The organism is Acidobacteriota bacterium (assembly GCA_026393675.1).
Lineage (GTDB): Bacteria > Acidobacteriota > Vicinamibacteria > Vicinamibacterales > JAKQTR01 > JBAXOX01.
On record JAPKZQ010000018.1, the window covers coordinates 1 to 11,221 of the forward strand.

Annotated in this window: 12 protein-coding genes, 4 tRNA genes and 1 pseudogene; all 17 read right to left on the reverse strand. The window is 64.2% G+C overall.

The window, feature by feature from the left end:
• Window positions 1–130 (reverse strand): GTP-binding protein (locus tag NT151_06540; protein ID MCX6538577.1); only part of this gene is annotated, 130 nt, incomplete at its 3' end.
• 32 nt (window positions 131–162) lie between these two features.
• Window positions 163–238 (reverse strand) — tRNA-Thr (locus tag NT151_06545).
• A 136-nt stretch (window positions 239–374) separates the two neighbouring features.
• A tRNA-Gly gene (locus NT151_06550) sits at window positions 375–449 on the reverse strand.
• A gap of 146 nt (window positions 450–595) precedes the next feature.
• Window positions 596–682, reverse strand: a tRNA-Tyr gene (locus NT151_06555).
• 102 nt (window positions 683–784) lie between these two features.
• Window positions 785–861: transfer RNA gene (locus NT151_06560), tRNA-Thr, on the reverse strand.
• 180 nt (window positions 862–1,041) lie between these two features.
• Window positions 1,042–1,146 (reverse strand): annotated as a pseudogene (locus NT151_06565) (type II toxin-antitoxin system mRNA interferase toxin, RelE/StbE family).
• 252 nt (window positions 1,147–1,398) lie between these two features.
• Window positions 1,399–1,923: a hypothetical protein gene (locus tag NT151_06570; GenBank protein MCX6538578.1), complete on the reverse strand. Its 525-nt coding sequence runs from the start codon at window positions 1,921–1,923 to the stop codon at window positions 1,399–1,401.
• Window positions 1,924–2,157: 234 nt separating this feature from the next.
• Window positions 2,158–2,874 carry a hypothetical protein gene (locus NT151_06575; protein ID MCX6538579.1) on the reverse strand — a complete coding sequence of 239 codons (717 nt, stop codon included), beginning with the start codon at window positions 2,872–2,874 and terminating at the stop codon, window positions 2,158–2,160.
• The gene (locus NT151_06580; GenBank protein MCX6538580.1) at window positions 2,867–3,076 is read right to left on the reverse strand and encodes a helix-turn-helix transcriptional regulator; all 210 of its coding nucleotides are present in this window, start codon (window positions 3,074–3,076) and stop codon (window positions 2,867–2,869) included. Before NT151_06580 ends, NT151_06575 begins: the two co-directional genes overlap by 8 nt.
• A 166-nt stretch (window positions 3,077–3,242) precedes the next feature.
• Complete coding sequence (locus NT151_06585; GenBank protein MCX6538581.1) at window positions 3,243–3,539, reverse strand: hypothetical protein; 297 nt, start codon at window positions 3,537–3,539, stop codon at window positions 3,243–3,245.
• A gap of 105 nt (window positions 3,540–3,644) precedes the next feature.
• Complete coding sequence (gene rlmB, locus NT151_06590; GenBank protein MCX6538582.1) at window positions 3,645–4,364, reverse strand: 23S rRNA (guanosine(2251)-2'-O)-methyltransferase RlmB; 720 nt, start codon at window positions 4,362–4,364, stop codon at window positions 3,645–3,647.
• A gap of 61 nt (window positions 4,365–4,425) precedes the next feature.
• Entirely contained in the window at window positions 4,426–5,928 is a 1,503-nt protein-coding gene (gene gltX, locus NT151_06595) for a glutamate--tRNA ligase (protein MCX6538583.1), read from the reverse strand.
• Window positions 5,929–5,933: 5 nt separating this feature from the next.
• Complete coding sequence (gene ispD / locus NT151_06600; protein MCX6538584.1) at window positions 5,934–7,124, reverse strand: 2-C-methyl-D-erythritol 4-phosphate cytidylyltransferase; 1,191 nt, start codon at window positions 7,122–7,124, stop codon at window positions 5,934–5,936.
• A gap of 1 nt (window position 7,125) precedes the next feature.
• The gene (locus NT151_06605; protein MCX6538585.1) at window positions 7,126–7,767 is read right to left on the reverse strand and encodes a phenylalanine--tRNA ligase beta subunit-related protein; all 642 of its coding nucleotides are present in this window, start codon (window positions 7,765–7,767) and stop codon (window positions 7,126–7,128) included.
• On the reverse strand, window positions 7,752–8,519 hold the full coding sequence (locus tag NT151_06610; GenBank protein MCX6538586.1) for a lysophospholipid acyltransferase family protein: 768 nt from the start codon (window positions 8,517–8,519) through the stop codon (window positions 7,752–7,754). The genes NT151_06605 and NT151_06610 overlap by 16 nt, the downstream gene beginning before the upstream one ends.
• Entirely contained in the window at window positions 8,516–9,607 is a 1,092-nt protein-coding gene (locus tag NT151_06615) for a TRAM domain-containing protein (GenBank protein ID MCX6538587.1), read from the reverse strand. The genes NT151_06610 and NT151_06615 overlap by 4 nt, the downstream gene beginning before the upstream one ends.
• 47 nt (window positions 9,608–9,654) lie before the next feature.
• The gene (gene radA / locus NT151_06620) at window positions 9,655–11,034 is read right to left on the reverse strand and encodes a DNA repair protein RadA (GenBank protein ID MCX6538588.1); all 1,380 of its coding nucleotides are present in this window, start codon (window positions 11,032–11,034) and stop codon (window positions 9,655–9,657) included.
• Window positions 11,035–11,221: the final 187 nt, after the last annotated feature.

Below are 11,221 nucleotides of genomic sequence, written 5' to 3' on the forward strand. Positions count from 1 at the left end.
ACTTCGCCCAGCCCTTCAACGACGCCACCTTCGTCAACGCCGCCGTCAGCGTCGTCTTTCCGTGGTCAATGTGCCCAATGGTCCCCACGTTGACGTGCGGTTTCGACCGATCGAATTTCTCTTTCCCCATGGCTGGTCTCCAGAAAAATGTCGCTTACACAGTGGAGCCGATGACCGGATTCGAACCGGTGACCTCGTCCTTACCAAGGACGCGCTCTGCCGACTGAGCTACATCGGCAAAAATGCCAACATCCGACAGCACAATGCACCTGGCTCGCCAGCCGAAGCTCGCGAGAGGTCCGCCGCCGCTCGTTGCTGGTCATCCAATCAACGAGCTATGGCGGACAACCTTCACTCGTTCCACGAGCGAAGGTTGGAGCGGGAGACGGGGATCGAACCCGCGACCAACAGCTTGGAAGGCTGTGACTCTACCACTGAGTTACTCCCGCCAACTGCTCGCTGCCACCCAACCGCCTACCAACCCTTGTCGACCTGACCTGCTTCAACTGGCTCGCCATGAGCGAGGCCTGGTGCCTTTCGACTCGCTACGCTCGCTCAAGACACCATTCGCCTTCGGCCTGCTGGCCGAGTCGAATGGTGGGGAGGGGAGGATTCGAACCTCCGAAGGCGCATGGCCGACAGATTTACAGTCTGTTGCATTTGACCGCTCTGCAACCTCCCCGGCTTCTCGTCTTCTGCTCGGCCCGAATCACCCACATGGGCCAAGCCCGTGGGCGCAGATCACAACGCGTAGGGGTTTGTCTTCCCCGGCCAACTCGAACAGTGGAGCTGACGGAGGGATTTGAACCCCCGACCCGCTGATTACAAATCAGCCGCTCTACCGGACTGAGCTACGCCAGCCAGACGAAACCCCAAGCTTAGCACGTTGCGTGCCACATCGCAACCGGTCGAGGCCTTTTCGGACCCGTTCGGTACGTGAGGCTAAAACGACACATCCACCGCTCCGTGACATCGTCCGGCAGGGGTGCAACCAGTCATTATAGTCACGAATACGGTCTGGGAACCAGAGGCAAGAATTCCAAGATTCCCCACGAGTTTCTCGAAGGGCGGCGGGATCTGATAGGGGTTCCGCGCCAGCAGGGCGAGCAAGCGTTCCGCCTGCGGCTTGAGGCCAGATGAAGCCAGTTTCGGAAAGTCCGACCGTTGACAACCGCCCTCGTTCCCAGCACGCTTGCGGGTAGGTCACGGAACGCCCGTGATCGAACACCGGCGACGCTACCACAGCCCTGCAGGCACGGGCTCCTGAGCTTGCTCAATGAACACCAGCGCCTTGCGCGCGCCTTGTGAACCGCCAGATGTCGACCGGTACGTTCGGTGGTGGGGGCCGGGATCTGGTAACGGACCCCGGCCCCCCGATGCGCGTGTGCGCGGCGCGCGCTAGTCTTTGTCCCGCATACCGAGTGCCTCCAGCATCGGCAGGGGTTTGTTCTTCTTTATTTCTCCCAGCATCGCTACCACGTTCGGCGAGTCGTTGATCTTCTTGACTAAGGCCTCTGTGACATCGACCGTCTCGATGTTCGGGCCTTGATACGCCAGTTCATACTGGGAGACCACCGCCGACACCTTCGCCTCCTTCGCCACCGCCGTCACGGCGTCCTTGAACATCCCGAGGATCTCCGACACGGAACCAATACTGAAGCCCTGCAAATGCAGGAGTGTCTGTTGCGTCTGACCCTTGGCCTCAAGCTCTGCCGCGAGCGTGTCGTTCTTGTCGGTCTTCGCCTGCTGGAACTGCGCCCGGAGTTGTTGCATCTCCTGGCCGAACGCGGGGGATTGGGCATACGCGATGGCGATCGCCCGCGAGTCGAACACGCCAACGCGCAGCGCTGTTTGGGCCAGCGCGGGTGCGGCGACCACAGCCAGGAGTGTGAAGATGGCGATGCACGAGCACAGGATTTTCATGGGATCCTCCCTGAATGATGGGATAACGCTGGGGTGGTCAATTATCCTTCCGCACCTCGTATGAGAGTCCTATTGCGCCCAAGCCGGTAGCGACCACGTGACAGAACGCCCGTGAGCGACCGCCGATGATCACCGGTAGTGCTGCGTGGCACAGAGCCGGCCGTTTCATGACGCATCCTCCATGAGTGGTGTGAATGTGTGAATTGCCTGCACATGCTCATCGTCAACGCAAGGTCACGTGTGTGTGGTCAGGGGTGAGGGGGCAGGGCGCGCGGCATCGGCCCTGCTGTCAGCGTGACTCCTATCAGGCGCAAAGAGGCATGCGCCGGCCAGGATCAGGGGCACACAGATCATCAGGGCGGTCGCAATCTGGCCGAGGGTGAGACCTCTTCTGAGAATGACGAACAAGAGGATAGCCGTCACTGCGAATACGATCGAGCCGATCGTCTTCGGGAACTTCCTTGCCAGCCACCCTATCCCTACGATCAGGAGCGACGGGGACGACTCCACGAGGCCACCGATTGTGGCGCCGTTCTCCATGGCAACGAAGAGGAGCATAAGCAGTCCGACCGCCATGATGATCCGTGAGCCTGCCTCGCGGTAGTTCTTCACCAGAACCACATTGAAGAGGGCTTTCGACGCCAGTCCGAGGATGATGACGATATTGAACAGTTCCCAGCTGTGGTCTCCCTTACTGCTTTGAACGACTGCCAGGACGACCGACGCGACGATCATCACGGCGAACGCGATATTCCCCGATCGGTAATGGATGCTCATCTGGCGTTCGTCGACATACTGCCGTGCCACTCCGAGCGATGCGAGTGTAGGCCGGAGAAGGTACGAGGCGATCATCAGGAAGAGCCAGCGCTGGTCCCGCGTGGTGGCGTAGATGACGATGGCCACCAGGAAGATGCCTGTGGCCACCCAGAAGATCGGGTCTTTCTTACGCATGGTCCTTTTCCTCCAGGACAAACAGGTCTTCGACTGTGGCCTCCAGTGTCTCTGCCAGCAGAAGCGCCAGCTTCACGGAGGGGGCATAGTCTCCGCGTTCGATCGACACGATGGTCTGTCGGGAGACGCCGACCATGTCGGCCAGTTGCTGCTGGCTCAACTCTCCGCGGTCAAAGCGGTATCTTCTCAGTGTCGTTTTCATGATTTCGGGGGGGGCACGTGTTGTTTTCTACATTGCCACTGTAAACCATATTTTACACAATGTCACTTATTATTTACATTACGACAAACAAAATATCCACATATCAGACAGGTTTGGGGGATGTGCGGACTTTCAGGGGAGAAACGGCGGAGTGCGAGTTCCCCGCTCAGTGCGGGGCACTCTTTTGGTCCGGAGCTGTGGAGAGTGCGCAGTAAGCCTGAACCGGAAGACGGATCTTCGAGACGAGCTCTCCAAAGCGTGGTTCGCCCCGGAGCGGATCGAAATCCGGATAGGGGGCGGAAAGGGCATTCCGCGCCGCGTCCGGTTCTTCCTGTCCATCCTCGCTGTCCGGCTTCGCCTCGGCGGCGGAAAATGCGGCCCTGAGATTGATCAGAATGGTGGGCATCTTCCGAAAGGCGGATAGGAGGTCGACCAGGGCGACACGGTGGGCCGTCTCGGTCAACTACTGGTTCCTGAGACACCTGGCGTTCTGGCCTGTCGCTGGGATCTCTTGGAGAATCTGGGCGAAACCGATCATCGTTCCAAGGGGATTTCCGAGACGGGGTCCCTACGACCGCTTGCTTCGTTGGCGCACGGCCTCGAACAGGACGACCGCGGCGGCCACCGAGACGTTGAGGCTCGAGACGTGGCCGCGCATCGGGATCGACACCAGGCGGTCGCACGACTCGCGCACGAGCCGGCGCAGTCCCTGCCCTTCGGCGCCGAGCACAATCGCGGTGGGCAGTGTCAGATCGATCTGGTCGTACGTCTCGCCGGCATCCGCATCGAGACCAATCGTCCAGACTCGAGCGTCCTTCAATTCGCCGATGGCGCGTGCGATGTTCACGACCTCAGCGATCTTCACGTGCGCCACCGCACCAGCCGACGCCTTCGCGGCCGCGCCGTCGAGGCGCGCGGCGTGGCGCGTCTGGCGAATCACGCCGTCGGCGCCGGAGGCATCGACACTTCGAAGGATGGCGCCCAGATTGTGCGGGTCTTCGATGCCATCGAGCACAACGAGCAGCGGCGCACCGACCGCCGCCGCGACCAACTCCTGCGGCGTGTACTGCTCGGCGTCGCGCAGTTCGGCGATGACGCCCTGGTGCACACCGCCCCGCGCGGCGCGATCGAGCTCAGCCACCTCGACGGACCGAACCGGGATGCCGGTCGACTCCGCCAGTTGGCGCACGGCGCGAAGTCGTTCGCGATCAGAAGACGACATACGGATCGCGATGGCGCGTCCGGCGCGTAGGGCTTCGAGCACGGGATTGAGGCCGTAGATCAGCATTGCTTCTCCGTCGGCCAGGCTGGAGCCTGGCGATCCCAGGTCCCACCAGCGCCTCTTCAATTCAAACGTGCGTCTTCAACGCGTCCGAAAACAACGCTGCACGCTCGCGGCACCCAATAATCAATGCCAGGCCACAGGAGGCCGGCAGTTCGGCTCCCCGGTCAATCGCCGGCACCGCCAGATCGAGTTCGGGCCCGCCAGCCTCCCCTGTGAGGGCGATGCGAATCGGATGGAACAGGTGCTTGGCTTTCTGGCCGGTCGCCTGCTTCACTCGCGTGGCCGCCGCGCGAAAGGTCTCACGGTCGAGCCGCCCGACGCCAGCCAGCTCGCGCGCCAGTCGGTCAATCACCTCTCGAGCGCCAGGCTCCCGCAAGACCTCTCTGACATCGTCTCGCTCCATCGCCTGGCCCGGATTGAAGACAAAGAGGAAACGCAACCGCTCGGGCATCTGGTCGACCCGATCGATCGATCCGCTCGCCATCGGCACGACCGACTCCACGAACGTGCGGGCCTCGGCCGAATCGCTCAACAGAAATCCCGCCGCCCGGAAACTCGGCAGCGCCAGGTCGGTCAAGCGGCCCGGAGTCGCCAGGCGCAGGTAGTGGCGATTGACCCAGGCCAGCTTTTCCCGATCGAACACCGCCGCACTGTGACCGACCGATTCGAGCGCGAAGCGTCGCGCCAATTCCCGGATGGGAAGGAGTTCGTCCCCCCCACCAGGCGACCAGCCCAGCAGCGCAAGGTAGTTCACCAGGGCCTCGGGGAGGTAGCCGCGCGCCCGGAACTCCGCAACCGACGTGGCGCCATGCCGTTTGGAGAGTGGCGCGTGATCCGGGCCGAGCACGAGCGCCAGGTGCGCGAAAGCTGGCGGCGTGAAACCCAGCGCCTCGTAGAGCATCACTTGCCGCGGCGTGTTCGAAATATGATCTTCGCCGCGAATGACGTGCGTGATCTCCATCAACGCGTCGTCGATGACGACCGTGAAGTTGTAGGCAGGGTTGCCGTCAGAACGCACCAGCACCGGATCGCCGATGACCTCGGTGCTGAAACGGACCTCGCCCCGCACGACGTCCTGAAACACGACATCACGGTTCTCCGGTACTCGGAAACGAATGACCGCCGCCTCGCCACCGCTCATCCTCGCGCTCGCCTGTTCAGGTGGGAGGTCGCGGCATCGACCGGCGTACTTCGGTGGACGTCCCGCCTCGATCGCAGCCTGCCGATCGGATGCGATCTGCTCAGCCGGACAGAAGCAGTAATAGGCATGCCCGTGCACGATCAGTTCGTGTGCGTACGACCGGTACAGGTCCAGCCGCTCGGACTGCCGGTACGGCCCATGCGGTCCGCCGACATCGGGACCTTCATCCCAGGTGAGCCCCATCCACCGCAGGTCTTCGAGGATTCCCGCCTCGGACTCGCGCGTCGAGCGTGCGACATCGGTGTCTTCGATGCGAACGATGAACGTGCCTCCGCCGCCTCTGGCCAGCAGCCAGTTGAACAGTGCCGTGCGGGCATTCCCGACATGAAGGAGCCCCGTCGGACTCGGTGCGAATCGCAGGCGCATGACGACTACGTCTCCTGGAACCGCTGTTCCACCAGTACCGCCACCGCGTGGACGGCCATGGCCTCGCCGCGTCCGATCTCGCCGACGCCTTCGTTGGTCTTGCCCTTCACGCTGACGCAGCCGGCCTCCACGCCCAGCGCACTGGCCAGGCGTTCGCGGATCGCGTCGATGTGCGGAGCGAGCCTCGGGCGTTCGGCGATGACGACCGCATCGACGTTGCCGATGACGTAGCCACTCTCGCGGGCCAGGGAAACCGCGTGTCGCAGCATCGCGAGACTCGACGCACCCTTCCACTGCGGATCGGAGTCCGGGAAGTGACGGCCGATATCGCCCTTCGCCACGGCGCCAAGCACGGCATCCGTCACGGCGTGTGACAGCACATCGGCGTCGGAATGCCCGGCCAGCCCACGGTCGGCCGGGATGGTCACGCCGCCGAGAATCAACGGTCGCCCCTCGACGAGGCGATGCAAATCGTAGCCGGTGCCGATGCGCATACGGGACATCGATCGTCGGCCCTCCGCCAGAGCTCGCGCGACAGTCAAATCAGCCATGGTTGTGATCTTGAGATTGGTGGCGTCGCCCATCACCAACCGAACCGGGTACCCGGCCGCTTCGGCCAACGCCGCCTCATCGGTTGCCGGAAGTCCCCCGCGACAAGCCTCCAGCGCCGCCCGTAACACGTCGGTGCGGAACGCCTGTGGCGTCTGCGCCAGATAGACCCGGTCGCGCGGGATCGTCCGCTCGACCACCGGCCCCTGCGGCGTTGTCTCGCCGGACGCCAGCTTGACGGTGTCGTTCACCGGCAGGGCGGCGAGGGCCGCACCCGTCTCTGCGGCGGCCGCAATGGTCCGCGAGATCAGATCGGGGCTCGCAAACGGACGCGCCGCGTCGTGAATCAGGATGATGTCGGCACGTTCCTGCACGACGTCAAAGCCGTTGGCCACCGAATCCTGCCGGCGGGCCCCGCCCGCGACGACGCGCACCGGTTTGCCGAGCGATTGCAAATAGTCGGGCGGATCGCCGACAAGATCGGCCGGCAACACGACCACGATCTCGGTCACGGCGGGATGCGCCGCCAGCAGCTCCACCGAGCGCTGGAGCATCGACCGCCCACCGATCTCGATCAACTGCTTCGGGCGTCCGGCCCCGAGCCGCTCGCCGCGCCCGCCTGCCGCGATGATTGCCGCCACGTGCATGTCAGGCCACCCACCGCCAGGTTTCGACGCCACCCGCAAACCGCGCGTAGCGCGATGCCGTCATGTCGATCACGCGCAAGATGGCCGACGGCGTGATCATGGCAGGCCCGAAGACCACCACCAGCAGCCGCCTGGCTGACGTGGTGACCATGGTTCGGGCCGAATCGGACGTCGGATTGCCAAACGGACCGCGCGTGTCCACCAGCGTCAGGCGGCCGTCCAGATGGACCTCGTCTTTCCGGATACCCGGGTAGGCTTCGCCGGGTCGACCGCGTCGCAACGTCACGGGCGGCTCCACCCGGTCGAGGTCGTAGAGGCCGTACGGCAACTGCGCCTCGAGCGAACACCAGTTGCAGAGATCGACGAGCGTATTGATGCGCGGCAACGGATCGCCGCGACGGACCCGCCGCAGCAGCGCCTCGGATGACGGGCGTGTCTTGGTCGGGTCGATGCCGATGCTGCGATAGAGCTGGCGCGATGGTCCGACATCGAGTCCGTCGCCTGCGCGGATGATCTCCTCCGCCTGGCTGAGCGAACCGGCGAGATCCGTGTCGTCCTCGAGCACACGGGTGACGTCACACGTCAACACGCCGATGCGCAGAAGCATCGCCAGATCCGGCGATACTGTCAATTCGATGGCCATGTTCCGAGCCCCTGGTCTTCAGCCGCCACGCGTGCCTCAACGACCGATCGCACCTGCGCGCCCAGTCTGCGGGCCGCAGCCGTGTCGGGCCGCCCCGGGCTCTCGGAGGTGCTGACGGGCGCATGAACCGTCAGCCTGACGTGGCCTGGCCGCGCCGTCAGAAAGCCCTTTCGCATCACGAAGCGCGTGCCGGTGATCGACAGCGGCACAATCGGCAGCCCGGCTTCCATGGCCAGCAGGAAGCTGCCGGCCTTGAACCGCCCGACACGCCCATCCGCGCTGCGAGTGCCCTCGGGAAAGATGATGAGCGATAATCCGTCGCCGAGCAACTGACGCCACCGCTGGAGAATGACCGGAGCATCCGGATGGCGCCGGTCGACCAGCAGATGACCGGTGCGCCGGAGGTGCCAGCCGAGAAAGGGAAACGACCCGAGCGACTGCTTGGCGGTGATCCGCAGTTGAAACGGCAGCGCCCAGAACACAACCGGGATGTCGTAGATGCTCTGGTGATTCGAGACGAAGACGTACGTCCTACCCGGCGTCAACTGCTCCAGCCCGCTCACCTCCACTTGAACGCCCGTGGTCACCAGGATCAGGCGGGACCACAGCCGCGCGCACCCATGTGCGAACCGCCCGCTTCGATCGACGAAACTCGAGAGCACCGAGAACGTCCCGAGCACGATCGAGTAGACGGTGATCGCGGGGATCAGGAAGAAAACCGTCCGCCACCAGTGATACGACGGAACGCTCACGTGCCGTTGGGCCCAGCCGCGGGCAACCCGGCTGGTTGAGGCGCGTTCTTCGAACGGCGCGCGGCATCGTCACGCTCGACGGTCGGCACCGGCGATCCACCGGCCTCGATGAACCGGCCGAAGATCATCTTCCCCGCGGTCGTCTGCAGAACGCTGGTCACGACGATCTCGATGGTCTTGCCGATCAGTTTGCGCGCGTTGTCCACGACGACCATCGTGCCATCGTCCAGGTACGCCACACCCTGGTTGTACTCCTTGCCTTCCTTGAGGATGAAGACCTTCATCACCTCGCCGGGCAGCACCACGGGCTTGAGCGCATTGGCCAGTTCGTTGATGTTCAACACGGCCACGCCCCGGAGTTGCGCGACCTTGTTCAGGTTGAAGTCATTCGTGACGATCTTGCCCTGGAGCGACCGGGCCAGCTCGATCAGTTTCAGGTCGACTTCCCGCACCTCGGGGAAGTCGATATCGGAGATCATGACTTCCGCGCCCGTCATTTTCTGGATCTTCTGGAGGATGTCGAGCCCGCGCCGGCCGCGGTTGCGCCGCATGGTGTCGCTGGAATCCGCAATCTGCTGGAGTTCCTTGAGCACGAACTGCGGGATGACCAGGGTCCCATCGAGGAAGCCCGTCTCGCAGACGTCCGCGATACGGCCGTCGATGATCACGCTGGTATCGAGCACTTTGTAGCGACGCTGAGGGCCGGCCGCCCGGAACAGCGTAATCAGTCTGGTCGGCTCCAGCCACTCGCCGTGCCGGCCCCCGACGACCAGCCCGAGATACGTCATCGCCAGGTAGACGAAGCTGTGCAGAAACTCGATCCGGGCGTCGGTCGTGCCAAACCAGAAGAGCCCGGCGCCCATGACATTGGCGAAGCCCAGGCCGATTGATCCGCCAATCAGGGCCCCCAGCAGGTGGGTGACACTGACGGCCCGCAATCGCCATTCGAGGAGGATACCAAGCAGCGCGAGCGCTGCGCCACCTGCCACATTGATCGTGAGGCCCGCGCCGGAGACCGGTTGGAATGTCCCCGCTGCGAACGCGACTCCGGAAAGGAAGAGCAATCGGACGAGTATGAACCAGGCCATGGGGCCTCCCTGTATGACAACGCAACTATAACGGCGCTTGGGAGTGATTACACGAGGAGATGATCAAGCGCCTCCTGGACCGTCCGGACGCCCACCAGCTCGCACGTAATCCCGGCCAGGCCCGGGTCGGTGACATCGACATTGGCGGCTGGCATCACGCAGCGGCTGAACCCCATCTGGGCGGCTTCCCGCACTCGCCGGGAAGCCTGGGTCACGGCGCGCACCTCTCCGGCCAAACCGACTTCGCCGAACACGGCGGTGCCGGCACCGACGGCACGGTTTCTGGCGCTCGACGCGACGGCGGCAACCACCGCAAGATCGACCGCCGGCTCGTCGACGCTCATGCCGCCCGCGAGGTTCGCGAACACGTCGTCGCCACCCAACTGCAGTCCGGCGCGTTTCTCGAGCACCGCGAGCAGCAGCGACAACCGGTTCTGGTCCAGGCCCACCGCGGTGCGCTTGGCGTATCCGTAGGCACTCGTGCTGACCAGCGCCTGCACCTCGACGAGGATCGGCCGCGACCCTTCGATGCAGCAGAGCACGGCCGAACCGGGCGTGCCGCTCGGCCGCTCCGCCAGGAAGAGCGCTGACGGATTGGCCACCGGCCGGAGTCCCGCGGCCGTCATCTCGAACACGCCCATCTCGCTCACTGCCCCGAACCGGTTCTTCGCCGCTCTCACGATCCGGTGCGCGTGATGGCGCTCGCCTTCGAAGTACAACACCGTGTCGACGATGTGCTCGAGCGCCTTGGGACCAGCGAGACTGCCTTCCTTCGTCACGTGACCGACAAGGATGATGGGCACGTTCTGGGCCTTAGCCGCGAACAGCAACTGGGTGGCCGCCTCGCGAATCTGACCGATACTGCCGGGCGCCGACTGCATGCGGAGCGAAAACACCGTCTGAATCGAATCGACGATGACCAGCGCCGGCCGGAGCCGCGCCATCTCCTCGAGGACGCGTTCGAGACCCGTTTCGGCCAGCAAGTACAGCGGTGCCGTGCCGACGCCCAGCCGCTCGCCTCGCAACTTGATCTGGTGCTCGGATTCCTCGCCCGAACTGTAGAGCACCGGCCCCGACGCCTGGGCCACAGACGAGGCCGTCTGGAGCAGCAATGTCGACTTGCCGATGCCAGGTTCGCCGCCGAGTAGCACCAGTGAACCCGGGACGATGCCGCCGCCAAGCACGCGATCGAACTCGTCGATGCCCGTGGTCATCCTGGGCGAGTGGGCGGTCTCGATCTCGGTGTACAACCGCGCCGTGTTGCCGGCGGCCGACGAAAAACGATTCACCCCCGGAGCGGGAGCGTCCACGGCCGGGCGTTCCTCGACCATCGAGTTCCACGCGCCGCACTCGGGACAGCGGCCCAGCCACTTCTGCGACTGCGACCCGCACTCCTGGCACACGAAGACGGTCTTGGGTGGTTTCACGGGGCCCTTGAACACTGCGGGCTATTGGGGACGGGTTAGTTGTCCACCCCGATAGGGGTAGGGAGAGACGATTGTGTTCGTCCCCCCCTCCCTCCGAACTGGACGGGCGGTTCTCCCGCATCCAGCTCTCCAGTTGGTGGTGTCACCTCGATGAGGGGTGACGCGCAGCAGCGTAGGCGTCGACCAG

Bases quoted from the DNA above. Each gene is read 5' to 3' on its own strand.
- NT151_06570 (MCX6538578.1), bottom strand. From the start codon at position 1,923: ATGAAAATCCTGTGCTCGTGCATCGCCATCTTCACACTCCTGGCTGTG.
- NT151_06575 (MCX6538579.1), bottom strand. From the start codon at position 2,874: ATGCGTAAGAAAGACCCGATCTTCTGGGTGGCCACAGGCATCTTCCTG.
- NT151_06580 (MCX6538580.1), bottom strand. From the start codon at position 3,076: ATGAAAACGACACTGAGAAGATACCGCTTTGACCGCGGAGAGTTGAGC.
- rlmB (MCX6538582.1), bottom strand. From the start codon at position 4,364: ATGCTGATCTACGGCCTCAATCCCGTGCTCGAAGCCCTACGCGCCGGA.
- gltX (MCX6538583.1), bottom strand. From the start codon at position 5,928: ATGCGCCTGCGATTCGCACCGAGTCCGACGGGGCTCCTTCATGTCGGG.
- ispD (MCX6538584.1), bottom strand. From the start codon at position 7,124: ATGCACGTGGCGGCAATCATCGCGGCAGGCGGGCGCGGCGAGCGGCTC.
- NT151_06605 (MCX6538585.1), bottom strand. From the start codon at position 7,767: ATGGCCATCGAATTGACAGTATCGCCGGATCTGGCGATGCTTCTGCGC.
- NT151_06615 (MCX6538587.1), bottom strand. From the start codon at position 9,607: ATGGCCTGGTTCATACTCGTCCGATTGCTCTTCCTTTCCGGAGTCGCG.